This is a genomic window from Nocardiopsis alba DSM 43377 (assembly GCF_000341225.1).
In the GTDB taxonomy this organism is placed as follows: Bacteria; Actinomycetota; Actinomycetes; order Streptosporangiales; family Streptosporangiaceae; genus Nocardiopsis; species Nocardiopsis alba.
The window spans coordinates 64,941-90,536 of record NZ_ANAC01000017.1 but is presented as its reverse complement, the minus strand read 5'-3'; the positions used below and the strand labels follow the sequence as shown (position 1 = coordinate 90,536).

The window sequence follows — 25,596 nt, the reverse complement described above, 5'->3', positions numbered from 1 at the left end:
CTCCCACGTGGACGACACGTGGGGATCGGGGAACATGGGCGTGGCCATCATCGCCGGAGCCGGTTACACACCGCCTACCATCCGGTTGCTCTCCTGGCGGAGCCGGGGGTGACGACCCGAACGCGAACGGTGATCGCGTTTCGGAGGGCGCGGGCGACGACGAACGACGGCGGCCGAGGAGACCCGGCTCCCCTGTCGATCGGATCACCGGGTCAGGAGCAGCAGCAGCACGGGCAGCAGCTGCAGCAGCTGCAGCAGCCACCGCCGCTACCGGAGGCGCCGATCTCCATCATGGCCAGCGTGGAACCGAGCGACTCGATACCACCGGGCTGGTTGGCACCGAAGCCGAGGACACCCTCGTCGGTGGTGCTGAACTCCTCGACCGGCAGATCTCCGAGACTGTTGGACAGGTGGGTCTCGATCGACATGAGAACCTCTTCCCTCCCTCGTGCGAACACGTAGGGGTCGGGGGAATATGGGCGTCGCCATCATCGCCGGATCGACTTACACGGCACCTACACCGTGGTTGCGCGGGAGGAAGACGGGGCCGGAGGACCCCTGCCCAAGGGGAACGCCCCGCGCGGAGGACCGCTCGGGGCGTTCACGACCGGAGGAAGGTCGGTCGCGGATCCGGGTTCACCGACCCGGGGCGGACCCGTCCGTGGGGGGCATCTCCAGATCCGACTTGGTGATCTCCTCGACGTTGACGTCCTTGAACGTCACCACGCGCACGTTGCGGACGAAGCGGGCCGGGCGGTACATGTCCCAGACCCAGGCGTCCTCCATCACGACCTCGAAGTACATCTCGCCGTTCTCGGTGGAACGGGGCTGGAGGTCGACGTGGTTGGTGAGGTAGAAGCGCCTCTCGGTCTCCACCACGTAACCGAAGAGGCCGACCACGTCGCGGTACTCGCGATAGAGCTGAAGCTCCATCTCGGCCTCGTACTTCTCCAGGTCCTCAGAACTCATCTGCGCGCTCGCTTTCGTCAGCACTCTCCGGTCGTGATGTGCCGGTTCCCCTCACGTGGAGACACCGCGATCACCCGACTTGTTCCCGCCGGGGACACGGGCCACTCGTTCGAAGAACGCCGATACGATCCAAGATCCATCATGCGTCACGAAACGCGTCTTCGGGCCCCGACGAGAGGATTTCTCCTCGACGCATCGGACGTCCTCTCCGAACGGAGACCTCGAAGCCTCCCGACGGGGCCGCGGATCACTCGGATTCGAGCTCTTCGAAGGCGGGGGGAACGCTCAGACCTCCGGCCTGGCCGAACGGCCAGATGATGACGAACGCCCGACCCACCACGTGGTCGATCGGAACGGTACCGCCGCCGGGGTTGTTCTGGTTGGAACGGGAGTCGCTGGAGATGGCCCGATGGTCGCCCATCAGCCACAGCTCGCCCTCGCCCACCTCGATCGGCCCGAACTCGGTGTGGCTCTCCACGCTGCCCGGGTAGAGGTAGGACTCCTCGTTCAGGGGCTGCCCGTTGACCAGGATCCGGTTCTGCTCGTCACAGCACTCGACCGTGTCGCCGGGCAGGCCGATGACCCGCTTGATGTACTCCTTGCCGGTGGGCGCGGCGCCCAGCTGCTGCTGCACCCAGGTGAAGGCACCGCTGACCGGGTTGGTGGGCTCGGGCACCTGGACGGTGTTGGGGTCGTCCCACGACCCGTCGCCGTCGAAGACGATGACCTCACCGCGCTCGATGTCGCGGATCTGGTAGACGACCTTGTTGACCAGCACCCGGTCCCCGACGAGCAGCGTGTTCTCCATCGACGTGGAGGGGATGTAGAACGCCTGCATCAGCCAGGTCCTGATCACGAACGCCAACACCAGGGCGATCACGATCAGGATCGGGAGTTCCTTCCAGAAGGACCCCTTCTTGGTACTGCTCTGCGAATCGCTCATCGTGGCGTCCGTCCTCTCCTCCGACTCCTCGCCACCGGCATCGGAGACACCACTGGCTCCCAGGCGCTCATGCGCCTGGGAGCCAGTGTCGGAGCCATGCTCCTCCGGGCCGGACCGGACGGAATCCTCGTCCTGGACCCCGTCCGCGCCGAGGCCCTTCTCGTCTTTGCTCATCGGCCGAAAGCCTATCCTGCCTCCTCGCCGAACGGCGTGGTTCCGGCCGGATACGGCTACGGGAGCGAAGACTACTTGGCGGCGGGCTCGCGACGCTCGCGGATGCGGGCGGCCTTGCCGCGCAGGTCACGCAGGTAGTACAGCTTGGCGCGACGCACGCGACCGCGGGCGGCGACCTCGTACTTCTCGATGGCGGGGGTGTGGATCGGGAAGGTACGCTCCACGCCCACGCCGTAGCTGACCTTGCGGATGGTGAAGGTCTCACGGTTGCCGGCGCCCTGACGGCGGATGACGACACCCTTGAAGACCTGGACACGGGTACGGCTGCCCTCGGTCACGCGGACGTGAACGTTGAGGGTGTCACCCGGGCGGAACTCGGGGACGTCGGTGCGAAGCTGAGCCTTCTCAAGCTCCTGAATGGCGGTGTGCATCTCGCGAATCCTCATCGGTAGCGCGCCGCGTCCTGCCCCCCGGCCGCTCCGGGGAGGGGTTTCACGGGCGGGACCCCTTCGGGTCCGAACAGTGGAACCACCCGGTGACCGACACAGAGGCCGACGTCGTACCGCCGGCATGCGGATGCCTCAGGGTCACCGAGGGGGAACCCACCCAGTCTGCCACATCCGGCGGGGCCGCTCGAACGGCCCGCCACGTGCTCTTGCGAACACCGCTCAGCCCTGAGGGGCGCCTTCGTTCGGCTCGGAGGAGGGCCGCTCGGCCTCCTCCGCGAGCACCTCGCGGTCACGACGGTCCAGCCCTTCGTCCGGGGTCGCCGCGATCAGGTCGGGACGGTTGCGCGCGGTCTTGCGCAATGCCTGGTCCCGACGCCAGCGATCCACGGCGCCGTGGTTGCCGGACAGCAGCACCGGCGGGACCTCCAGTCCGCGCCAGGCCACGGGCTTGGTGTAGACCGGCCCCTCCACCAGGTGCTCCATGCCCCCGGAGGCGAAGGAGTCCTGCACGTGGGACTCGCGGTTGCCGAGCACCCCGGGCAGCAGCCGGGTGATCGCCTCCACCATGACCAGCGTGGCGGACTCTCCCCCGTTGAGGACGTAGTCGCCGATGCTGATCTCCTCGACCGGCATGCGCTCGGCCGCGTCCGCCGCGACCCGGGAGTCGATCCCCTCGTAGCGACCGCATCCGAAGACCAGGTGTTCCTCACCGGCCAGACGTTCGGCGTCGGCCTGGGTGAAGGGACGGCCGCTGGGGGTGGGGAGGATCAGCCGCGCGGGCCGGTCCGCGACGACCTCGTCGAGCGCCTCGCCCCACGGCTCGGGCTTCATCACCATGCCGGGACCGCCGCCGTACGGGGTGTCGTCGACGGTGTTGTGCCGGTCGTGGGTCCAGGAGCGCAGGTCGTGGACGCGCACGTCGAGCAGGCCCGCCGTACGGGCCTTGCCGATCAGGGACAGGTCCAAGGGGGCGAAGTAGTCGGGGAAGATGCTGATGATGTCGATGCGCACGGCGTACTCGTTCGGTCAGTCGGTGCTCTGGAGGTCGAGCAGTCCGGGCGGCGGGTCCAGGGTGAGGCGTCCCGCGGCGACGTCCACCTCGGGGACCAGCGCGGCGACGAAGGGCACCAGGACCTCGTGTCCGGCCTCGGCGGTGATCACCAGCACGTCCTGGGCGTGGTGGAGGACGTCGTCGATCCGACCCACCGTCTCTCCGTCGGTGGTGACCGCGGTCAGGCCGATGAGCTCGTGGTCGTGGAACTCGTCCGGATCGTCCAGGGGGGCGATGTCCTCGGAGTCCACCAGGAGCGTGGTGCCGCGCAGCGCCTCCGCGGCGTCGCGGTCGGCCATGCCCTTGAAGCGGACGAGCAGCCTGCCGCTGTGCCGCCGGATCGAGGCGATGGTCAGCGGTCCGACGGAGGCCGGGTCGGTGTGGAGGACGGCGCCCTCGGAGAACCGGGCGTCGGGGTCGTCGGTGCGCACGTCGACGGCGACGTCGCCGCGGATACCGTGCGCTCGGCCGATCCGGCCCACCACGAGTCGCATGAATGTCTTCCTTAGATCGTTCCGGCCCCGGGCCGGTCCCGGGGAACGTCGTGCCCGGGCACCGACGGGTGCCCGGGCACGACTGCGGGGCGCCGACCATCCCGGTCGGCGCCCCTAGAGGCGGGTCAGCGCACTTCGTGCAGGTCCAGCAGGTCCACGCGAACGTAGCGACCACCTGCGAGCGAACCGACGACGGTCCGCAGCGCCTTGGCGGTGCGGCCGTTACGGCCGATCACCTTGCCGAGATCGTCCGGGTGGACCCGGACCTCGAGGACCTTGCCCTTGCGGAGCCGCTTGGCTCTCACCTGGACGTCCTCGGAGTTCGCGACGATCCCCTTCACGAGGTGCTCAAGCGCCTCTTCCAGCACGATCAGGCCTCGCCCTCGGACTTCTTCTCGGCCTCGGCGTTCTCAGCGGGCTTGTCGTCCGCCTTCTCCGCCTTCTTCTCGGCCTTCTTGGTCTTCTTCTCCTGGCCGGGGAGCACGAGCTCCTTCAGCGCGGCCTGGAAGGCGGCGTCGGCGGCCTCGGGGTCCTTCGCCTCGGCGACCTGAAGCGGGGCCGGCGCGGCCAGACCCTTGAACTTCTGCCAGTCACCGGTCTTGCGCAGGAGGACCTTCACCGCGTCGGAGGGCTGGGCGCCCACGGACAGCCAGTACTGGACCCGCTCGGAGTCGACCTCGATGAGGCTCGGGTGCTCCTTGGGGTGGTACTTGCCGATCTCCTCGATCGCCTTGCCGTCACGCTTGTTGCGGGCGTCGGCGACGATGACACGGTACTGGGGCGTACGGATCTTGCCCATACGCTTGAGCTTCAGTTTGACAGCCACTGGAGTGGTCTTCTCCCGATTAACGGTGTTAGGCGCCTGACGGCGGACCACGTGGGGTTGTGGAACCCGTCGAGGCATGACGTGGGCGACGGGCTAGTTAGAGGGCTGGACCGCCACCGTTAGTCGACTTCTCATTGTGCCAGACGCCGACGTGTTACTTGGACAGGACACCGGCACGAGTCCCGCCGCGTCCACCGGTCGTCCTCACGAACACGGCCCGCCCCGGGATCCGGGGCGGGCCATGACACTCGTCACCGACCGTTCGGTCGCGTTCGTCCTACTTGTCCTTGCCGAACTTGAAGTTCGACAGGTCCGGCATGTTGGGGCCGCCGAAACCGGGCGGAAGGGTGGGCTGCTGACCGCCGCCCAGGCCCGGAGGGAGCTGCGGGGTCTCCTGGGGCCCCTCCTCCTGACGCCGCCGGCGCTCGGCCTCGCGTTCGGCCTCCTGCTGACGGGCCTTCATCGGGTTGCCGCTGCGCTGCTTGCCCTTCTTGACCTTCTTCGCCTTCTTGGCCTTCTTACCGCCGCCCATGCCCGGCATCCCGGGCATCCCCGGCATGCCGCCGCCGTTCTTCATCTTGCGCATCATCTTCTGCGCCTCGAAGAAACGGGTGACCAGACCGTTGACGTCGCCGACCTGGGTACCGGAACCGTTCGCGATACGCAGTCGACGCGAACCGTTGATCATCTTGGGGTTGGCGCGTTCGGCCGGGGTCATCGACTGGATGATCGCCTGGATGCGGTCCAGGGACTTGTCGTCGATGTTGTCGATCTGGTCGCGCATCTGGCCCATGCCCGGCATCATGCCGAGCAGGTTGCCGATGGGCCCGAGCTTGCGGACCATCATCATCTGCTGGAGGAAGTCGTCCAGCGTGAAGTCCTCGTCCGAGGCCATGGTCGAGGCCATCTTCTCGACCTCGGCCTCGTCGAACGTGCGCTGCGCCTGTTCGATGAGGGTGAGGACGTCGCCCATGTCCAGGATGCGCGAGGCCATCCGGTCCGGGTGGAAGAGGTCGAAGTCCTCGAGCTTCTCGCCGGTGGAGGCGAACATGATCGGGCGACCGGTGAGGTGCCTGATCGACAGGGCCGCGCCGCCTCGGGCGTCGCCGTCGAGCTTGGTGAGCGCCACCGCGTCGTAGCCGACGCCGTCGAGGAAGGCCTGGGCGGTGTTGACCGCGTCCTGACCGATCATCGCGTCGACGACGAAGACGATCTCGTCCGGCCGCACCGCGTCACGGATGTCCGCGGCCTGTCGCATCATCTCGGTGTCCACACCGAGACGACCGGCGGTGTCGATGATGACGACGTTGTGGTTGTTGCGACGGGCGTGCTCGATCGACTCGCGGGCCACCTCGACCGGGTCGCCGACACCGTTGCCCGGCTCGGGGGCGAACACCGGGGTGCCCGCGCGCTCACCGACCACCTGGAGCTGGGTGACCGCGTTGGGCCGCTGGAGGTCGGCGGCGACCAGCAACGGTGTGTTGCGGTCCGCCGAGAGCCACTTGGCCAGCTTGCCGGCCAGGGTCGTCTTACCCGCGCCCTGGAGACCCGCGAGCATGATCACGGTGGGCGGGTTCTTCGCGAACCGGATCTGGCGGGTCTCGCCACCGAGGACCTCGACGAGTTCCTCGTTGACGATCTTGATGACCTGCTGGGCGGGGTTGAGGGCCTTGGAGACCTCCTCACCGCGGGCGCGCTCCTTGATCCGCGCGATGAAGTCGCGGACCACCGGCAGCGCGACGTCCGCCTCCAGCAGCGCGAGACGGATCTCGCGCGCGGTCGCGTTGATGTCCTCCTCGGACAGGCGACCCTTGCCGCGCAGCGAGGAGAAGACCGATGTCAGCCGGTCGGAAAGCGTCTCGAACACGAGTCAGGCCAGTCCTTCGTCTCGGGATTGCTCATCTAGACTACCCGCCCGCTCCTCCCCGGCGTCACCTCCGTCGTCGTCCGCGTCCTCGAACGACGACGCGGGGCGCGCGAGGCCCTCGGCTCCGCACGCCCCGCGTTCCGGGACACCCTGGGATCACTCTCCCCCGTCGGCCCCCTCGGCACCGTCCTCGGTGCCCTCGGTCTGCTCGGTGGTCGCGCCGTCCTCGGCGCCCTCACCGTCCTCGGTGGCCTCCGCGTCACCGGACAGCGTGGCCTCCTTCTGCTCCACCAGGGCGGCGAGCATCTCCTCCTGCTGGGAGGAGGTCAGGCCGCGGGTGGACAGGACCGCGTCGGCGTCGATGTTGTAGTCCTCGGGGTCGGAGCTGGTGACGTTGTAGTCGATGCCGCACGACAGGTCGAGGGTGCCACCGGCCTCCAGGGAACCGGACTCGGAGCACTCCTGGGTACCGAGCTCGTCGTTGCTGAAGGTCACGTCCATCCGGATCAGGACGGTGCCGCTGCTGTTGGACCCGGCGTCGTAGACGGTGCCGGACCAGGTGCAGCTCGGACCCTCGTCACAGTTCAGGCTGCCCGTGTCCGCCTGCCAGGCGGCCTCCACGCGCGCGTCCCGGGAGTTCGTCAGCTCCTCCTCGGCCGCGGTGGTCAGACCGGAGTAGAGCTCCTCGACGGCGGCCTCGTCGGCCTCGGCGAGGTCCAGCCGGACCTGGGGACCGTTCTCGGCGCCCTCGGGGACCAGTTCCTCGATGGCGATGCGCACGAGCCGGTTGGTCTCGGCGTCGACCCAGACCTGGTTGCGCTCGCCCGCCAGATCGATCCGGTAGACGCGGGTGCCGTCGAGGTCCTCCTCCACCGCGTTGTCGTCGTCCAACTCCATACCGCCGAGGATCTCGGCGAGCGCCGGCGGCGCGAGGGTGCTGGAGGGGTTGATGCCCGCCTGCCCGGTGGTGGCCCGGACCCAGTTGCCCTCGAAGTCGTCGCTGTCGGGGCCGAAGACGTTCCGGTCGAGCCAGAACTCCTCGTCGGCGCGCAGGAACAGCTTGCCGTCGGCGACCGCCACCTCGGCGTTGGCGCCGTTGACCTGGAAGGTCCCCTGCGCCGCGCCGCCGTCGGCGACGGTGAGGGTGGTCTCCTGGACGTCGGCGCCGACACTGCCTGCGACCTGTCCGGTGGCGACCAGGGCCGGGTAGCCGGCGAGGTCCGTCAGGGCCTCCTCCAGCAAGGGGGCCGCGTCGACCGGAGCGGCGGTCTCGGAGGCGGGCTCCTCCGTCTCCTCGCCGTCCCCGAGGGAGCATCCGGCCAGGCCCAGCACGGCGATCGTGCCCATCGCGGCGAAGGCGAACCGTCCGCCTCTTCGCCCCCTGGTGTGAGTAACCGGCGCCATCTTGCCTCCTGCCCCCTACGAACGCGGGGTGCTGATACGAATCGGCGTGAAGTGGGTCGTCGGAGAGGGATCGGCTCCTGACGGCCGCCCTCCGCTCTCCGGTACGGGGTGCGGGTGCGTGTCCCCTCCGGTTCGCACCGGACGGGGAGGGTGGACTCGAGGTCACCCGTCGATGGTCCGCCGCCCTCACGGGGTCGGACCGCCGCACCGCTCCGAAAGGGTACCGAACCGCGACATGGGCCATCGCCGAGAACGCTCGGCGATCATGTGCGCATATCCGACGCCCAGGATGAGAACTGTACTTCCAGCGGAAGAGTGACCTGTCCATCACGCCCGGGAACGTCCGCGCTCCCGCGGACGCCCGATTCCACACCCCGGTGAAAGCGGAAGGGGCCGGCGGGTGTCCCCCGCCGGCCCCTTCTCACCTCAGCGCGTCGATGGTCCGGAGGCGTCGACCTCGACGTTGAGATCGCTCCCTCCGCCCCGCGATGAGGCCTTCTCCCCGCCCGGAGGCATCGACGGGGAGAGGGTCCGGTCCTTCGTCGCCTCGAACTCGTCGAAGGAGTAGGCCGACTCGGAGTGCAGCTCGTGGTCGAGGCCGTTGGTCTCGATCTCCTCGGGAAGACGGAACCCGATGATGAGGTCGATCACCTTCGCGATCAGCCAGGTGACAGCGAAGGAGTAGAGGAGGACACCGACGATGGAGACGGCCTGCGCGGCCAGAAGGCCGGGACCCCCGCCATCGAGGATCCCGCCGCCCTCGCCGCCGGGCACCGCGGAGGAGGCGACCAGTCCCAGGGCGAGGCAACCGACGATGCCGCCCACCAGGTGGATACCGACCACGTCGAGGGCGTCGTCGTATCCGAACCTGAACTTCCAGCCGATCGCGTAGGCGCACAGGGAGCCGGCCAGGGCTCCGACGACGATCGCGCCGACCGGGGTGACGTCGGCCGCGGCCGGGGTGATGGCGACCAGGCCGGAGATCGCGCCGGAGGCCAGGCCCAGGGCGCTGATCCTCCCCGAGCGGAGGCGTTCGACCAGCATCCAGGCGACCATGGCCGCGGCCGTGGCGACCTGGGTGTTGACCAGGGCCAGCGCGGCCTGCTCGTCGGCCGCGTAGGCGGAACCGCCGTTGAACCCGAACCAGCCGAACCACAGGAGGGCGACGCCCAACAGAACGAAGGGCATGTTGTGCGGTCGGGTCCCCTCGGAGCCGAAGCCCTTGCGCCGACCGAGGACGATGACCAGGGCCAGCGCGGCCGCCCCGGCGTTGATGTGAACGGCGGTGCCGCCGGCGAAGTCGATGACCTCGGGCAGCCCCGTGTACTCGTGCAGCGAGGAGATCCAGCCGCCGCCCCAGACCCAGTGGGCGACGGGGAAGTAGACCGCCAGGGCCCAGACCGGAACGAAGAGGAGCCAGGCCCCGAACTTGGCGCGGTCGGCGATGGCCCCACTGATCAGGGCCACGGTGATCACCGCGAACATCAGCTGGAAGCCGGCGTCCACCAGGAGGGGGTATCCGCCCTCCGGGTCGACGCCGGTGACGAGGTCGGCGAGGCCGACGTGGTCGAGTCCGCCGATGAACAGGTCGAGGGCTCCCCTGCCGGGGGCGTAGGTCAGGGAGTGACCGACCAGCACCCACAGGACGCTGACGAGGGCGATGCTGCTGAAGCTCATGAGCATCATGTTGAGGACGCTCTTGGCCCGCGCCATGCCTCCGTAGAAGAAGGCCAGCCCCGGGGTCATGAGCATCACCAGCGCGGCGCTCATCAACAGCCACGCGGTGTTTCCCGTGTCGATCATCTGTCGCCTCCAAAGGACGTCTCGCGAAGGCGGTGTTCGACGAGCGCACCGTCGAGCCCGGTCGTGTCCACCACGGCGACCACTGTCCGACCCCGGTGTTTCCCGACCGAGCCGGCCGTGTTGCGCGAACGTGAAAGAGCCGGGCGTGGTGTTACGAAGACGTGAACGCCCGGACCGCACACGCGAAGACGGCCGGGCGCCCCGTTCGGGGTGCCCGGCCGTCGTGCCCGGTGGCGGCCTCGGCTCAGCCGAGGATGGCGTCCACGAAGACCTCCGGGTCGAAGGGCGCCAGGTCGTCCGGGCCCTCGCCGAGACCGACGAGCTTGACCGGGACGCCCAGCTCCCGCTGGACCTGGACGATGATGCCGCCCTTGGCGGTGCCGTCGAGCTTGGTCAACGCGATGCCGGTGACGTTGACGACCTCGGCGAAGACCCTCGCCTGGCGCAGGCCGTTCTGGCCGGTGGTGGCGTCAAGGACGAGGAGGACCTCGTCGACCTGGGACTTCTTCTCCACCACACGCTTGACCTTGCCGAGCTCGTCCATGAGCCCGGTCTTGGTGTGCAGACGGCCCGCCGTGTCGATGATGACGGTGTCGGCACCGTCCTCCACACCGCGCGCCACGGCGTCGAAGGCCACGCTGGCGGGGTCGGCCCCCTCCTCCTTGCGCACGACCGGAGCGCCCACCCGGGAGCCCCAGGTCTGGAGCTGTTCGCTCGCGGCGGCACGGAAGGTGTCGGCCGCGCCGAGGACCACGCTGTGGCCGTCGCCGACCAGGACGCGGGCGAGCTTGCCGGAGGTCGTGGTCTTGCCGGTGCCGTTGACGCCGACGACCATGATCACGGCGGGACGGTCGCCGAGCGGTCCGGTGCGCACGGCGCGGTCGGTGTCGGATCCGATCTGCGCGAGGAGCTCCTCGCGCAGCAGGGCGCGCACGTCGTCGGTGTCCCGGGTGCCGAGCACCTTGACCCTGGTGCGCAGGTTCTCGACGATCTGGGTGGCCGAGGTGACACCGATGTCCGCGGTGATCAGCGTGTCCTCGATCTCCTCCCAGGCGTCCTCGTCGAGGTTCTTGGCGGAGAGCAGGTTGAGCAGCCCCTGACCGAGGGAGCTCTGGGAACGGGCCAGACGCGCCCGTAGGCGGACCATGCGTCCGGCGGACGGCGGCGGGGTCTCGATCTCGGGTTCGGCCGGTTCGACCGGGGACGCGGGAAGGGGCTCCTCCACGGGAGGGGCCTGGGCCGGAGGTGTGACGACGGTCCCCGGATCCCGTTCCCGGTCCTCCTCCGGCGCGGCCGTCCCGGTCTTCTCGACGACCTCCGGCTTGGCCTCCTCCTTGCCCGGCGTGACCGAGCGTCGGGCCTTGACCAGGAAGAACCCGCCGACCACCAGAAGGGCGACGACGACGATGATGCTTACGAGCAAGGTGTAGTCCATAGCGGGACCAGTCTCCCAGAGTGTTCGACGCCTTCGCATCACACGGTGGTGACGCGCGGGCCGCGATCGGCCTCGTCAGAGCCCGCTCAGGTGCCTCTATGACGTGTGGTGCGCAGGATGAGCACGAAGAAGGGCGCGCCGAGAAAGGCGGTCACCACGCCGATCGGCAGCTCCGCGGGGGCGACCACGGTACGGGCGACGATGTCGACGGTGACCATGAAGGCGGCGCCGATCAGGATGGTGACGGGAAGGATCGCCCGGTAGTTCGACCCCACCAGGCGACGCACGATGTGCGGCACGACGATGCCCACGAACCCGATCAGTCCGCTCACCGAGACCGCCGCCGCGGTGGCCAGAGAGGCCGCCGCGATGACCGCGCCGCGCACGAGGGCCGGGTTGAGGCCGAGGCTGACCGCCTTGTCGTCCCCCAGCGCGAGCATGTCGAGCAGGTAGCCCGAGAGCAGGAGGACGCCCAGTCCCACCAGCGCGTAGGGGAGGATCAGGCGCACGTCGTCCCAGCCGCCGCGGCCCAGACCGCCCAACAGCCAGGCGTAGATGCGCTGAAGCTGATCCACGCCCATCTGTTGGACGAGGGTCTGCGCCGCGGACAAGAAGGAGGAGACCGCCACACCGGAGAGCACCAACGCGGCGGTGCCCCCTCCTCCGGCCGTGGCTCCGAGCAGATAGGCGGAGGCCACGCCCGCGAGGGCGCCGACGAAGGCCGCGACGGGGACGAGCGCTCGAGGGTCACCGAAGAGGTCCTGACCGAACACCATGACCATGGTGGCGCCGAGACCCGCGCCGGCCGCCGCTCCGAGCAGGAACGGATCGGCCAGGGGATTGCGGAAGACGCCCTGGTAGGCGCCTCCCGCGGTGGCCAGGAGGGCACCGACGATCGCTCCCGCCACCACTCGGGGCAGACGCAGCTCCATGAGCAGCGCCTCCTGCCGTTCGGTGAGGGGGGTCTCCACCCCGCCGAACGGCAGGAGGGAGAGCAGGTGACGGAAGACGTCGGCGGCCGTGATGGACGCCGCGCCGGCGGAGATGCCGAAGAGACCGGCCACGAACAGCGCCGCGGCGCCGCCCAGCAACCAGCCGAACGGGATTCCGAACCCCTTCACTCCTCCGCCTCTCGCCCGCCGTTCCGTTCGGTCCTACCGACCGGCGCTCTCCTTGACGGCCTCGCCGACCTCGTCGGCGAAGTCGACGACGCGCGGTCCCCAACGGGAGGAGGTGTCGGGGTCGAGCAGATGGACGGCGTCGTTCTCGACGGCGGCGACGGTGTCGAAGGCCGGGCGGTCGGCGACGGCCTCCACCGCGGCCTCGTCCCCGTAGGAGAGGAAGATCAGGTCCGGGTTCTCCTCGACCACGAACTCCGCGGAGAGCTGCGGGTAGTCGCCGCTCTCCTCGTCGGCGGCCCGATCGGCGATGTTCACCAGACCGAAGGCGGAGTAGACCTGCCCCACGAAGGTGGCGGAGGTCGCGGAGAAGAGGGTGTCGTCGAGCTCCTGGTAGAAGGTGAGCTCGGTGTCGCCCAGCTCGGCGCAGACGGACTCGACGATGCCGTTGAACTCGCTCTCGACCCGGTCGGCCTCGGCGTCGGCCTCCTCGGTGTTACCGGTGACCTCGCCGAGTACGCGGATCTGGGCGTAGACGTCCTCCATATCGGTGGCGCCGCCCAGTACGAGGGAGGGGATGCCGACCGCGTCGAGCTGGTCCACCGAGTCCACGGCGCTGTCGGCGAGGACGACCAGGTCGGGGTCGTACTCGCCGATAGCCTCGACGCTGGGGGTGAAACCGCTGAGTTCGGTGGTGGGGGCCTCCGGCGGGAAGTCGGAGTACTCGTCGGCGGCCTCGACCAGGTCGCCCGCGCCGATGGCGAAGAGCGTCTCGGTGTTGCTCGGTGAGAGCGAGACGATGCGCTCGGGGGCCTCTTCCAGGGTGACCTCGCCGACGGCGTCGGTGACGGTCACGGGGAAGGTCCCGTCGCCGATGGGGGCGCGGTCGGCGGAGGCCTCGGGGACGCCGCACTCCGCGGACGCGGTGTCGGTCGTGGTCTCCTCCGCGCCCTCGGGCTCGGAGTCGCCGGTGCCGCAGGCGGTCAGGGCGAGCGTGGCGCCCAGGAAGGCGGCGGGCAGGGCGAGGCGGGACGCGTGTCTGTGACGGGAACGGTGGTCCCGGTCACCCCACACGGCGGCGAGGGCGGGATGGGACGGGCGGGAGATCCGCACGGTGCTCCTTCGATGGACCGGGGAGGAGCACGGCCCAGGCGGGGACGGCCGGTCCTTCCCACGAGGACTGGAACGTCGGCGTCGAAGAGGCGACCTGGCTCGTCCCCGCCTGGGCGGGGCTTCACAGTTGCGGGACAGCGCCGGGTTGGCGGCCGGATGCGGCCGTGTACCGGACTTCGCTCGTTCGACACCGGTCGTGCCGTTCGGAGCGGCACAACCCCTCTACTGTACTCGGCGGTCGTTCGCGGCGAACATGGCGATCACACCCGCTTTGACCTGCGTGTCCTTCGACCTCGGCCGGGGTTTCCAATGAAACGGTCGTCCTTCCGGCCTACTTTTCGGTCGAGCACGTTCTTATTACTTGTCCAAGAAAGAGCGATCAGTCCGTTTTATTAATAGTTGTTACAGCAGGGGAAACATAGTCCACTTCGACCCGCCATGTAGCCATATTGAGTCTTAATGAACATTGACACCCCACATCGCACACGGCAATGATCACGTTGCCATGCGCGCCGACCATCCGATTCCCCGGACACCCCTCGGCGTATCCCCCCGTGTGTGCGTCTCCATGCCCGGCGGGCCGCCGTTCCCCCACTGTCCTGAGGCGCGCACGAGAAGGGATGTGTTGACAAGGTGGTACCCCACCGCTCACGCCTGGCCTCCCTCGCCGGGTTGACACTCATGGCCGGACTGGTCGTGGCCACGCCCGCGAGCGCCGACGAGGAGGCCGGGCTCGCCCCCCTGTACCCGGCCCCCACCGCGGAGAACGGCGAACTCGCTCACCAGGTCCAGGACCTGTGGTTCATCGAACTGGAGAGCCCGCCCACCTCCGAGGGCACCTCCGCGGCCCGCGTCGAGAACGAGCACACCGAATTCCGCGCCGAGGCGGAGGAACAAGGACTCGAATACACCGAGCGCCTCTCCTTCGACGAACTGTGGAACGGTCTCTCCGTCGAAATGGACGACACCCAGGTGAGCGCCGCCCGGGAGATCTCCGGTGTGGCCGCCGTCCACCCCGTGGTGCGCTACGAGATCCCCGACCTGGACGACAGCGCTCCCGAGATGGACACCGCGCTGGGCATGACCGGCGCCGACATCGTCCAGAGCGAACTCGGCATCACCGGCGAAGGCCTGCGCGTGGCCATCATGGACACCGGGGTCGACTACACCCACCCGGACCTCGGCGGCCCCGGTGAGTTCCCCACCGAGCGCGTGGTGGCCGGCCATGACTTCGTCGGCGACGACTACAACGCCGGGAACCCGAACGCCGACACCCCCGCCCCCGACGACGACCCGCAGGACTGCAACGGCCACGGCACCCACGTCGCCGGTATCGTCGGCGCCGAGGGGAAGGTCACCGGTGTGGCCCCCGACGTCGTCTTCGGCGCCTACAAGGTCTTCGGCTGCACCGGCTCCACCTCCGCCGACATCATGATCGCCGCCATGGAACAGGCTCTGGCCGACGACATGGACGTGCTCAACATGAGCGTCGGCTCGGCGCACTCCTGGCCGCAGTACCCGACCGCCATCGCCTCCGACAACCTCGTCGACGAGGGCATGGTCGTGGTCGCCTCCATCGGCAACGAGGGGGCCAGTGGCCTGTACTCGGCCGGTGCCCCCGGGCTGGGCGCCGACGTCATCGGGGTCGCCGCCTACGACAACACCCACATCCGCGCCTCCGCCGCCGAGGTCACCCAGAGCGGTGAGACCGTCGCCTACATGGAGATGGGGGACGCGCCCCTGCCGCCCACCTCGGGCGAGAGCGACGAACTCGTCCACATCGGCCGAGGCTGTCTGGCCGCGGGCGACGAACTCGAAGGCGACCCCGCCGGCAAGACCGCGCTGATGGTGCGGGGCGAATGCACCTTCACCGAGAAGTACGACGCCGCCGTCGACGCCGGCGCCACCGGTGTCGTGGTCTACAACAACCTGCCCGGCATGTTCGCCGGCGGCGGCATCGTCGACCGGGGCGCCTTCTCCATCGGCGTCACCGACGAGATCGGCGCGCACCTCCTCGAACTCCTGGAGGCCGGCGACCCCGTCACCCTCACCTGGACCGGCGAAGAGGCGACCATCCCCAACCCGACCGGCGGCCTCATCAGCAGCTTCAGCTCCTACGGCCTGGCCGCCGACCTGGACCTGAAGCCGGACATCGGCGCCCCGGGCGGTCTGATCAACTCCACCTACCCGATGAACCGGGGCGGGTACGCCACCGTCAGCGGCACCTCGATGTCCGCTCCGCACGTCGCCGGCGGCGTCGCCCTCCTCCTGGAGGCGCGTCCCGACCTGGAGGCGCACCAGGTGCGCGACGTCCTCCAGAACTCGGCCGACCCGAAACGCTGGTGGGGGAACCCCGACCTCGACGCCCTGGACAACGTGCACCGTCAGGGCGCGGGCATGCTCGACGTCCCCGGGGCCGTCCTGGCCACCACGTCGCTCTCCCCCGGCAAGCTCGCCCTGGGCGCCACCGAGGGGCCGGTGACCGAGACCGTCACCATCACCAACGACGGCGACGCCGAGACCACCTACGAGATCTCGCACGCGCCCGCCCTGGGCACCCACGGCGACACCTTCGAGCCGCGGTTCAACGACTCCTACGCCGAGGCCTCCTTCGACTCGACCGAGGTCACCGTGGCGGCCGGCGCCTCCGCCTCCGTCGAGGTGACCTTCACCCCGCCGGCCGACGAACTCCACCAGATGATCTACGGCGGCTACGTCGAGGTCACCGAGGTCGACGGTGAGAAGGAGACCTACCGCGTCCCCTACGCCGCCTACAACGGCGACTACCAGGCGATCGAGGCGATGACCCCGATCACCGACGGGGACGGCGTCACCCACGACCTGCCGTGGCTGACCAGGATGACCGACTGCGCGGTCCTCTCCGGGCTGGACTGCTCCGGCGACGGAGGCTCCTACGAGAACCGTGCCGACGGCGAGACCTACACCCTGGGCGTGGTCGACGGTCTGCCCGACGTCCCGTACGTGATCGCGCACTTCGACCACCACGTCACCAAGCTGGAGATGACCGTCGTCGACGAACGTACCGGCCGTCCGGTCCACCCGGACCGCAACGTGGCGGTGTCCGTCGACTACGTCAACCGCAGCGCGAACGGCACGGCCTTCTTCGCCTACCCCTGGGACGGCACCGTGACGGACCGGCACGGTCGCGTGACCGACGTCCGTGACGGCTCCTACCGGCTGGAGGCCCGGGCCCTGAAGGCGCTCGGCGACCCGGAGAACCCGGACCACTGGGAGACCTGGACCTCCCCGGTCATCACCATCGACCGAGGCTGATCCACCCACGCACGACGCGGGGCCGGCCCCCTCTGCGGAGGCCGGCCCCCTTCGTTCGTCGTGGGGGTGGGACGAGGCGGGCGTACACTGCGAGACCTGGACGCGACCGCCGTCTCCCCACCTCGAAGGGACACATCGACCCATGGCCGGATTCCTCAGCCGACTCTTCGGCCCCGAACCCGAACCCGTCCGGGCGGAGCTCGACCGCGCAGGGTACGAGGAGGTCCTGGGTCTCCTGCGGAGCGGCCACAAGATCCACGCCATCAAGCGGATCCGAGAGCTCACCGGGCTGGGACTGGCCGAGGCCAAGAACCTCTCCGAGGCCATCGAGGCGGGACGATGGGCGCCCGCCCCCGCGCCGGGACGGAGCCTCGCCGACCGCGTCCGGGAACTGCTGTCCCAGGACCGTATCGCCGACTCGGTCGCGCTGGTCGCGAAGGAGACCGGGATGACCGAGGACGAGGCCTCCCGCTTCATCGGCTCCCTCGACCGCTAGGGGCCGGCTAGGGCTCGTCGCCCCGGGTGGAACGCAGACGCGCCGCCCCGTACCCGAGCAGGGCGGTCGAGGGCAGGGCGATCGCCATGGACAGGCCCGCGCGACGGACCTTGCGTTCGGCGCAGGAGGCGTCCACCCACTCCTGTCGGAGCAGCTGTTCGAGATCCTCGCCCCGATCCCGGTGATCGTCCCACAGGGACGGGCCCACCCACACGATCGGGGTGCAACGCACCCTGCCCTCCTCACCGGGCGGGGGTTGGGCCCCGTACGAGGTGCCGAGCAGGACGCACACCGTGAACACACCGGACCCACCGGTGGCCAGGCAGGCACGCACCGCGCCGGGATAGTGGCGCATGCGTCGTCTGGCCCACAGGGCCAGGGGGATGAAGAACACGGCTGCCGTTTCATGAAGGGGATCGGGGCATCCGCAAGGCTAGAGCCCCCCGCCCGTCAGGATCAGCCTCCGAGCGCCCCGCCCTCGGTGAGTTCGGCCACGCGCCGTTTCCCCGATACCCCTCGGCGATCTACGAAGCGGGGCGTTCGAGCTTCTGGCTGATCACCTGGGAGATGCCGTCACCCTGCATCGTCACGCCGTACAGGGCGTCCGCCGCCTCCATCGTGCGCTTCTGGTGGGTGATCACGATGAGCTGGGACGAGGCCCGCAACTCCTCGAAGATCACCAGCAGACGCTGGAGGTTGGTGTCGTCCAGGGCCGCCTCGACCTCGTCCATGACGTAGAACGGCGAGGGCCGCGCCTTGAAGATCGCCGCGAGGAAGGCCACCGCCGTCAACGAGCGCTCGCCACCGGACAGCAGTGACAGCCGCTTGACCTTCTTGCCCGGGGGCCGGGCCTCGACCTCGATACCGGTGGTCAGCATGTCCTCGGGGGTGGTCAGCACCAGCTTCCCCTCGCCACCGGGGAACAGACGGCCGAAGATCGCCGCGAACTCGCGTTCCACGTCCAGGTAGGCGGAGGAGAAGACCTCCTGAACCCGGGCGTCGACCTCGGCGACGATGTCCATCAGGTCGCGTCGGGTCTTCTTCAGGTCCTCCAACTGGGCGTTGAGGAAGGCGTGCCGTTCCTCCAGAGCGGCGAACTCCTCCAACGCCAGGGGGTTGATCTTGCCCAACTGGTTGAGCTGACGTTCGGCGGTCTTGAGCCGCTTGGCCTGCACCTCGCGCACGTACGGTAGCGGGACCGCGTCCTCGCCCGCGTCCACCGGTGGCGGCACCGGGACGCGGGGGCCGTACTCGGCGATGAGGGTGGGCACGTCCACGCCCAGCTCCTCCAAGGCCTTGGTCTCCAGTTGTTCCAGGCGCAGCCTGCGCTCCGCCCGGGCCATCTCGCCACTGTGCGCGGAACTGGTGAGCTTCTCCAGTTCGACGGAGAGTTCGCGTACTCGGGCGCGCACGGTCTTCAGCTCGCCGTCCCGGGCCTCGCGTTCGGCCTCGGCGGCGGAGCGCTCGGTCTCGGCGGCGGCCAGGGAGAGCGCGATCCGCTCCAAGGCGAGACCGGCGCTCTCCGCGACGGCCCGGGCGACGGTGGCCTGGGCCGCGCGCCGACGACGACGTTCGGCCTCACGCTCCACGGCCCGACGTTCCTCGGCAGCCTGGGCCCGCAGCGCCTCGGCCCGGCCCGCCATCGAACGCGCGCGCTCCTCGGCGGTGCGCACCGCCAGCCGACGTTCCATCTCGGTGGCGCGGGCCTGTTCCGCCAGAGCCGACAGTTCCTCACGGTGGTCGGCGTCGGGAGCCTCCTCCTCGACGGCCGCGGCGATCTCCTCCGCCTCGGCCAGCTCCTCCTCCAACCGCTCCAGCCGCTCGCCGTCCTCGCCGCGCGCGGCGGCGGCCTTGACGGCGGCGGCCGCGTAGCGCTCGGACTCGGCCTCCGCCGAGCGGGCCTGACCGGCGAGCTTGCCCAGGCGCTGGGCCGCCTGATTGCGCGCGCGGTCGCTCTGACGGCGCCGGGCGGTGAGCTCCTCGGCGGCGGTGGCGACCTCGGCCCGTTCCCGGCGGGCGGTCTCCAGCTCGGCCGCCACCCGCTTGGCGTTCTCGGTGGCGGCCTCCAGCCGTTCGGCGGCCTCGTCCACCGCGGCCTGGACCTCCAGGAGGCTGGGCGCGGCGGCGGTTCCGCCGTGGACCATCTCGGTGGCGAACACGTCGCCCTCGGGGGTGACGGCTCGTACGCCCGGCAGGGCCTCGACCAGTTCGAGCGCGCTCCGGGTGTCCGGGACCAGGGCCACCCGGTCCAACAGGGCGGCGACGGCGTCGGCCAGGTGCTCGGGGGCCTGGACCGCGTCGGCGGCGTAACGCACTCCCGAGGGCACCTCCGGCCAGGAGGCACGGTCGAGCGAGGGGACCGCCCGGGCCACCACGATGCCGGCCCGGCCCGCGTCCTCGGACTTGAGGAGTTCCAGGGCGGCCATGGCGCTGTCGTGGTCTCGAACGGCCACGGCTCCGGCGGCCACCCCGAAGGCGGCCGCGACGGCGGTCTCGTGTCCGGAGTCGACCTGGACGAGGGCGGCCAGACCGCCGAGCATGCCGGGCAGCCCCGCTTCCAGGAGCGTGCCGGCACCGTCCTTGTGCGCCAGCCCCAGTTCCAGGGCCTCCTTACGGGCCGCCAGGGCGGCGCGCTCGCCCTCGGCGGCGCGTTCCTCTCCGCGGAGACGGTCGAGTTCGACGTCGGCGGCGGACAGACGTCGTGCGTACAGCTCCTGGGTCTGGTCGAGTTCGGCGTCGCCCTCATCGAGACCGGCGGCCTCCTCGGCGGCCATCTCGTACTCGGTCTGGGCGGTGGTCGCGCGTTCGGCGGCCTGGCGGGCCGACTCCTCCAGCCGGGTGATCTCGGTCTCGTGGGAGGCCACGCGTCCGCGCAGACTCTCCACCCTCGCGGCGAGCCGGACGATGCCCTCTCGGCGTTCGGCGGCGGCCCTCGAGGCCGCCTCCAGGCGCCGCTCCTCACGGCGCAGGGCGTCCTCGGCGGCGGCACGCTCGGTGACACCGGTCTCCAGGATCTCGCGGGCCTCCTCCAGCCCCGCCTGGAGCTCCTCCTCCTGGGCGGCGACCTCCTCGGCCTCCATCTCCAGTTCCTCGGGATCCCGGCGGCGGATGATCTCGCCCTGCACGGCGACGAGGTTCTGGTGCCGTTCGGTGGCCAGGCCGCGTACGGCGTCCAGGCGTTCGGTGAGGCGGGAGAGCGCGTGGTAGGTGTCGCCGGCCCTGGCCAGCGCGGGCGCGGCCGCGGTGGCCTGCGCCTCCAGCTCGGCCTCGCGCCCTTGGGCCTGTTCGAGGGCGGCCTCGGCGGCCCCGCGCCGCTGGAGGACCTCCTTCTCGTCGGCCTCCTCCTTGGCGAGCTGTTCGGTGAGGGTGACGATGTCGTCGGCGAGCAGCCGCAGGCGGGCGTCGCGCAGGTCGGCCTGGATGACGGCGGCCTTACGGGCCAGTTCGGCCTGGCGGCCCAGGGGTTTGAGCTGACGACGCAGCTCGGCGGTCAGGTCGGTGACCCGGTCGAGGTTGCCCTGCATCGCGTTGAGCTTGCGGATCGCCCGCTCTTTGCGCTTGCGGTGCTTGAGGATGCCCGCGGCCTCCTCGATGAGGGCGCGGCGCTCTTCGGGACCCGCGTGCAGGACGGTGTCCAACTGGCCCTGACCGACGATGACGTGCATCTCCCGGCCGATGCCGGAATCGCTGAGCAGGTCCTGGATGTCCAACAGACGGCAGGTGTCGCCGTTGATCGCGTACTCGGAGCCGCCGTTGCGGAACATCGTCCGCTTGATGGTGACCTCGGTGTAGTCGATCGGCAGGGCACCATCGGTGTTGTCGATGGTGAGACTGACCTCGGCGCGGCCCAACGCCTGGCGGGTGGAGGTGCCCGCGAAGATCACGTCCTCCATCTTGCCGCCGCGCAGGGACTTGGCGCCCTGTTCGCCCATCACCCAGGACAGGGCGTCGACGACGTTGGACTTGCCCGAGCCGTTGGGCCCCACCACACAGGTGATTCCGGGCTCGAAACGAAGGGTGGTGGCCGACGCGAACGACTTGAAGCCGCGCAACGTCAGATTCTTCAGGTACACCAGCACCTCCCACGACGGTCACCGTTGTCGCCACGGGTGGTCACCACGAGGCCGACAACAAGGGTGCCACGAAGCGGGGCCCGAAGAGGGAGGTTGGGCACTTCACCCTGGATGAACTGCGCCACCGTCGTCGCGCGAAGGGCGGGTGAACGGGGGTCCGATGACAGGGAGAGGATCCGGCGGACACGGAGGGTTGTCCTCAAGTCCGCCGGGTACAACGGTAAAAGAAGCCGCAAAGAAAGGGAAAGGGCGGCGGATGAACGGATGATCGACGGCACCACCGCGGGTGGAGGCCGTTATGAGACCGACCGATGCCGGTCGACGATCCGGCCAGGGACGCCTGTGCTGCGGTAGGCGTCCCCGTCAGTGGATCGGTGCGTCTCGTTCGGACCGTCGATCTCGTGGACGGTGAACGGAGCGACGCGGGTCAGGCGAGCGCGGGCTCGCGGTCGGTCGCACTGGTGGCGACGTCGGTGACGGCCATGCTGAGCTGGTCGTTCTGTGCCTGAAGACGGCTGATCTCGTCCTCGAGGTCGCGTACCCGCTTCTGAAGCCGTCGCATCTCCGAGACCATTCGAGGGTCGGAGCCGCCGACGTGGCCGAACAGAGCCTTCGCCATGATGTGGGTCCTCCACACTGAGTGACCAGTGGTGATGCGCACGTAGGACGTTCCCGTGGCCTACTCGGTCGATCGCCGATCTCACGGGTGGAAGGTGCGCGGTATGCCTTCCAGAGTCTCACCCTGCGCGCCGCTGGTCAAGATTGGATTACAACGGTCCGTAACTTCCACACCCCGTACAGAGATGATCAGGGCATGTGGCCGGGCACGGTCCGAATGTGATCCACCCCGGTTCTACGGGCCCCTCCGACGGAACCGCTCCCCCTCGCCGGCCGCGTACTCGCGTGCCGATCGGAGAACGGGGTCGGGTGGTCGGCCCTCGGGTGGTCCGTGGGCCATCGCGACCTCCCGGTCGCGCCGCTCCACGGCGCTTACTCGAACCGCGTTACCCTTCCAGCATACTCACCGTTCGACGAAACCGTCGAAGGAACCCCCCGCCTCGCCCCAACGTTCGACCACGGAATCCACACGACCGGGTGTTCCGTCGCCCTTGAGCCGGTCCAGAAGCCGTTCGCAGGCGCTCTTCGGCCCCTCCGCGACGACCTCGACCCGACCGTCGTCCAGGTTCGTGGCGGCCCCCGTCAGACCCAGTTCGAGCGCGCGAGACCGCGTCCACCAGCGAAAACCCACTCCCTGAACGCGTCCGCGCACCCACGCGTTCATGCGGACCGGACAGTCCTCTTCCCCCATGACCCAGGCACTCCCTTACTTCGTGGGGACACTTTCCTCACCGACACGCCCGATTCTCTCGGCACGCTCCCACGGACCTCATGGACATGGCCCGAGCGCCTTCCGACAGATCGGATGACCGAGTCTCCCACGCCTCCCGGCCGTGACGGGTCGGGGCGGGTTCCCCCATCGAAGGCCGGACGGTCATACGCCGCCGGCGTTCTTCGCGCCGTCTCAGTGCAGAGCCGCGTCCGCCGGGGTGGTCCGCCAGGCATGGAAGGGGACGGTGAGCCCCGCACGGGTCGGAGCGCAGATCAGCGGACCGGCGTACGCGACCAGGTCGGGCGCGAAGGGGATGAGCCGGACGAGCCGCGGCGCGCCTCCGTCGACGGAGGCGCGGACGGTGAGCGCGTCCCCGGATCGGCTGACCCGGATCAGGACCCGGCGGTCGAGCCAGTCCGGGACCGGGGCGACCGACCAGTCCGACATGCCATCGGTGACGACCGCCCCGAGTTGGGGCTCGCCGTCCGCGAACTCGACCCCGGCCTTGATCCAGTGGGCCTCGCCGACCTTGATGAACACACCGGCCTGATCGAACTGCTCGGAGAAGGCGGCGGTGAACTCGACCTCGACGGCGCTGTCCCGGGCGAACGGAGAGAGGAGTGCGTGCTCACTCGCGTGGACGAACCCGTAGGAGGTGGTGCGCCAGGCGTCGCTGCCCTCGGCGGCCGTCACGAGCAGCTCCGAGCCGCGTTCCACGGCCGCGACGGGCGGGTGCGTCCAGCGGCCACTCGACCAGGCCAGGACCTTCGTGGACGCGGTCATGAAGGGCGGACCCCTCGGGGCGCCTTCTGGCAGCTCGGGCAGCTGAACGACGAGCGGTTCATGAACGCCTCGCGCACGATGGGGGTCCCACAACGGCCGCACGGCCGGTCACGGCGCCCGTACGCGTTCAGCCCGCGTTCGAAGTAGCCGCTCTCCCCGTTGACGTTGACGTAGAGACCGTCGAAGGTGGTGCCGCCCACCTCCAGAGCCTCGGACATCACGTCGGTCACGTGTCCCAGCAATTCCAACGCCGCCGCGGTGTCCAGCCCCCGCGTGGACCGGGCCCAGTGCAGACGCGAACGCCACAGCGCCTCGTCCGCGTAGATGTTGCCCACACCACTGATCAGCGACTGGTCCAACAGGGCGCGCTTGACCTCGGTCCGCTTGGCCCGCAGGGCCCGGACGAACACCTTCGGGACGAACTCCGGATCCAGCGGGTCCAGGGCGATGTGGTCCACCGAGGCGGGCACCTCGACCCGTTCGCCCGGTTCGTCCACCAACAGGTGACCGAAGGTGCGCTGGTCGACGAAGCGCAACTCGTTGCCGTCGGCCAACGGAAGCCGCACCCGCAGGTGCTTCTCGTCCGGTTTGCCCTGCGGCTGCACCAGCATCTGGCCGCTCATGCCCAGATGGGTCAGGAGCATCTCGCCGCTGTCCAGCACCAACCACATGTACTTGCCGCGGCGACGCACGGCCGTGGGGGTACGCCCCTCCAGACGTCCGGCGAAATCCGCGGGACCGGCCACGTGCCGGCGGATCGAACGCGGGTGCAGCACCTCGACGTCACCGATCCGACGGCCCACCGCGTGGTCGACGAGACCACGACGTACGACCTCGACCTCGGGCAGTTCCGGCATCGCTCAGCCCTGCCCGCCGCCGGAGCGGCCCTTGGAACGGCCGCTCTGCGTCTTACCGGAGCCCTGGCCCTTCTGGGGCCGGTCTCCGCCCTGCGCGGCGCTCTGCTCGGAGCGGGCGCGGATGGCCTTCCAGGCGGACTCGGCGGCCTGCTGCTCGGCCTCCTTCTTACTGCGCCCCTCCCCCAGGCCATAGCTCTCCCCCGCGACCCGGACGGTGGCACGGAAGGTCTTCTGGTGGTCGGGGCCGCTCTCGTCCACGTGGTATTCGGGCACACCGAGCATCTCGGCGGCGGTGAGCTCCTGGAGGGAGGTCTTCCAGTCCAGCCCCGCGCCCAGCCCGGAGGCGGTGGCGATCAGCGGGTCGAAGAGGCGGTGCACGAACTCCGAGGCCACGTCCAGGCCGCGGTCCAGGTAGACCGCGCCGATGATGGCCTCCAGGGTGTCGGCGAGGATCGAGGACTTGTCGCGTCCCCCGGTGCCCTCCTCGCCCCGCCCCAGACGGATGTAGGCGCCGATGCCCAGACCGCGCGCGACGTCGGCGAGCGCGCGCATGTTCACCACGGCGGCGCGCAGCTTGGCCAACTGCCCCTCGGGCAGGTCGGGGTGCTTGCGGAAGAGCGTGTCGGTGACCACCAGGCCGAGCACCGAGTCCCCCAGGAACTCCAGACGCTCGTTGGTCGGCAGCCCGCCCTTCTCGTAGGCGTAGGAGCGGTGGGTCAGGGCACGGAGCAGGATCTTGGGGTCCACCTCGACCCCGATCGCCTCGTGGAACGACCGGGCCTCGGAGACGGAGAGTTGGCTTGCCACGCGAGTTCGCTTCCTGTCGGGCGCGCCGGGCGCGCGCGGAACGGAGCGGCTTCCCCGGACCGACAGGACGCTCGAAAACGAGGTGATCGTCGCGGGAGCCTGCGCTCCCCCGGCGGCCACCACGAACTCGGGAGTCCCGACGGGACCGGAATCACCGGTGTCGAGGTGTTACGGAAGGGTGTCTTCCCCGACTCTGACAGATCACTCTACAAAGCCCGGGCGACGAAAGGACGTTCGGCGCGGTCACACCCTGAACAGCACGGCGGGGCGGCACCCTCATGGGTTCCGCCCCGTCGTGCGTTCGTCGAAG

The 25,596-nt window shown here is 69.8% G+C and carries 23 protein-coding genes; 2 read left to right on the top strand and 21 right to left on the bottom strand.

Going from position 1 to position 25,596, the window contains the following annotated elements; genetic code table 11:
* Positions 1–212 precede the first annotated feature (212 nt).
* From D451_RS0118330 to D451_RS0118265, 14 genes are all read right to left on the bottom strand, one after another.
* Entirely contained in the window at positions 213–428 is a 216-nt protein-coding gene (locus tag D451_RS0118330; protein WP_017535507.1) for a hypothetical protein, read from the bottom strand.
* Positions 429–636: 208 nt separating this feature from the next.
* The gene (locus tag D451_RS0118325) at positions 637–969 is read right to left on the bottom strand and encodes a DUF2469 domain-containing protein (RefSeq protein ID WP_014908883.1); all 333 of its coding nucleotides are present in this window, start codon (positions 967–969) and stop codon (positions 637–639) included.
* Between the two features lie 247 nt (positions 970–1,216).
* Complete coding sequence (gene lepB, locus D451_RS0118320; RefSeq protein ID WP_017535506.1) at positions 1,217–2,086, bottom strand: signal peptidase I; 870 nt, start codon at positions 2,084–2,086, stop codon at positions 1,217–1,219.
* Between the two features lie 71 nt (positions 2,087–2,157).
* Positions 2,158–2,517: a 50S ribosomal protein L19 gene (gene rplS / locus D451_RS0118315; RefSeq protein ID WP_014908393.1), complete on the bottom strand. Its 360-nt coding sequence runs from the start codon at positions 2,515–2,517 to the stop codon at positions 2,158–2,160.
* Positions 2,518–2,754: 237 nt separating this feature from the next.
* Positions 2,755–3,546 (bottom strand): tRNA (guanosine(37)-N1)-methyltransferase TrmD, encoded by a 792-nt coding sequence (gene trmD / locus D451_RS0118310; protein WP_017535505.1) that lies wholly within the window; start codon positions 3,544–3,546, stop codon positions 2,755–2,757.
* A 15-nt stretch (positions 3,547–3,561) separates the two neighbouring features.
* The gene (gene rimM / locus D451_RS0118305) at positions 3,562–4,080 is read right to left on the bottom strand and encodes a ribosome maturation factor RimM (protein ID WP_014912623.1); all 519 of its coding nucleotides are present in this window, start codon (positions 4,078–4,080) and stop codon (positions 3,562–3,564) included.
* 125 nt (positions 4,081–4,205) lie between these two features.
* The gene (locus tag D451_RS0118300; RefSeq protein WP_014910206.1) at positions 4,206–4,448 is read right to left on the bottom strand and encodes an RNA-binding protein; all 243 of its coding nucleotides are present in this window, start codon (positions 4,446–4,448) and stop codon (positions 4,206–4,208) included.
* A 2-nt stretch (positions 4,449–4,450) separates the two neighbouring features.
* A complete protein-coding gene (gene rpsP / locus D451_RS0118295) occupies positions 4,451–4,906 on the bottom strand; it encodes a 30S ribosomal protein S16 (RefSeq protein WP_014912015.1) in 456 nt (151 codons plus the stop codon).
* A 277-nt stretch (positions 4,907–5,183) separates the two neighbouring features.
* Positions 5,184–6,773: a signal recognition particle protein gene (gene ffh, locus D451_RS0118290; RefSeq protein ID WP_014908911.1), complete on the bottom strand. Its 1,590-nt coding sequence runs from the start codon at positions 6,771–6,773 to the stop codon at positions 5,184–5,186.
* Between the two features lie 156 nt (positions 6,774–6,929).
* Complete coding sequence (locus D451_RS0118285) at positions 6,930–8,177, bottom strand: LolA-like protein (RefSeq protein ID WP_026125171.1); 1,248 nt, start codon at positions 8,175–8,177, stop codon at positions 6,930–6,932.
* Between the two features lie 426 nt (positions 8,178–8,603).
* Entirely contained in the window at positions 8,604–9,980 is a 1,377-nt protein-coding gene (locus tag D451_RS0118280) for an ammonium transporter (protein ID WP_017535503.1), read from the bottom strand.
* Between the two features lie 244 nt (positions 9,981–10,224).
* Complete coding sequence (ftsY, locus tag D451_RS0118275; protein ID WP_014911541.1) at positions 10,225–11,415, bottom strand: signal recognition particle-docking protein FtsY; 1,191 nt, start codon at positions 11,413–11,415, stop codon at positions 10,225–10,227.
* 86 nt (positions 11,416–11,501) lie between these two features.
* A complete protein-coding gene (locus D451_RS0118270; RefSeq protein ID WP_014911109.1) occupies positions 11,502–12,536 on the bottom strand; it encodes a FecCD family ABC transporter permease in 1,035 nt (344 codons plus the stop codon).
* A 33-nt stretch (positions 12,537–12,569) separates the two neighbouring features.
* A complete protein-coding gene (locus D451_RS0118265) occupies positions 12,570–13,607 on the bottom strand; it encodes an ABC transporter substrate-binding protein (RefSeq protein ID WP_394296799.1) in 1,038 nt (345 codons plus the stop codon).
* Positions 13,608–14,279: 672 nt separating this feature from the next.
* On the opposite strand from D451_RS0118265, the gene D451_RS0118260 reads away from it, so the two are divergent.
* Both D451_RS0118260 and D451_RS0118255 read left to right on the top strand, forming a co-directional pair.
* On the top strand, positions 14,280–16,940 hold the full coding sequence (locus tag D451_RS0118260; RefSeq protein WP_017535501.1) for a S8 family serine peptidase: 2,661 nt from the start codon (positions 14,280–14,282) through the stop codon (positions 16,938–16,940).
* A gap of 142 nt (positions 16,941–17,082) precedes the next feature.
* Positions 17,083–17,436: a ribosomal protein L7/L12 gene (locus D451_RS0118255; RefSeq protein WP_017535500.1), complete on the top strand. Its 354-nt coding sequence runs from the start codon at positions 17,083–17,085 to the stop codon at positions 17,434–17,436.
* A gap of 7 nt (positions 17,437–17,443) precedes the next feature.
* Here D451_RS0118255 and D451_RS0118250 read toward each other — a convergent pair whose 3' ends face one another.
* The 7 genes from D451_RS0118250 to rnc all read right to left on the bottom strand — a co-directional run bounded on the left by D451_RS0118250 (position 17,444) and on the right by rnc (position 25,286).
* Positions 17,444–17,830: a hypothetical protein gene (locus D451_RS0118250; protein WP_014908723.1), complete on the bottom strand. Its 387-nt coding sequence runs from the start codon at positions 17,828–17,830 to the stop codon at positions 17,444–17,446.
* A gap of 130 nt (positions 17,831–17,960) precedes the next feature.
* Positions 17,961–21,509, bottom strand: a complete 3,549-nt coding sequence (gene smc, locus D451_RS0118245; protein ID WP_026125169.1) for a chromosome segregation protein SMC — start codon at positions 21,507–21,509, stop codon at positions 17,961–17,963.
* 427 nt (positions 21,510–21,936) lie between these two features.
* Positions 21,937–22,128: a hypothetical protein gene (locus D451_RS0118240; protein WP_014910437.1), complete on the bottom strand. Its 192-nt coding sequence runs from the start codon at positions 22,126–22,128 to the stop codon at positions 21,937–21,939.
* A 402-nt stretch (positions 22,129–22,530) separates the two neighbouring features.
* Positions 22,531–22,818, bottom strand: a complete 288-nt coding sequence (locus D451_RS0118235) for an acylphosphatase (RefSeq protein ID WP_017535498.1) — start codon at positions 22,816–22,818, stop codon at positions 22,531–22,533.
* A 213-nt stretch (positions 22,819–23,031) separates the two neighbouring features.
* The gene (locus tag D451_RS0118230) at positions 23,032–23,622 is read right to left on the bottom strand and encodes a DUF1349 domain-containing protein (RefSeq protein WP_017535497.1); all 591 of its coding nucleotides are present in this window, start codon (positions 23,620–23,622) and stop codon (positions 23,032–23,034) included.
* Positions 23,619–24,479 (bottom strand): bifunctional DNA-formamidopyrimidine glycosylase/DNA-(apurinic or apyrimidinic site) lyase, encoded by an 861-nt coding sequence (mutM, locus tag D451_RS0118225; RefSeq protein WP_017535496.1) that lies wholly within the window; start codon positions 24,477–24,479, stop codon positions 23,619–23,621. The genes D451_RS0118230 and mutM overlap by 4 nt, the downstream gene beginning before the upstream one ends.
* Before the next feature lie 3 nt (positions 24,480–24,482).
* Positions 24,483–25,286 carry a ribonuclease III gene (rnc, locus tag D451_RS0118220; RefSeq protein WP_014913219.1) on the bottom strand — a complete coding sequence of 268 codons (804 nt, stop codon included), beginning with the start codon at positions 25,284–25,286 and terminating at the stop codon, positions 24,483–24,485.
* Positions 25,287–25,596: the final 310 nt, after the last annotated feature.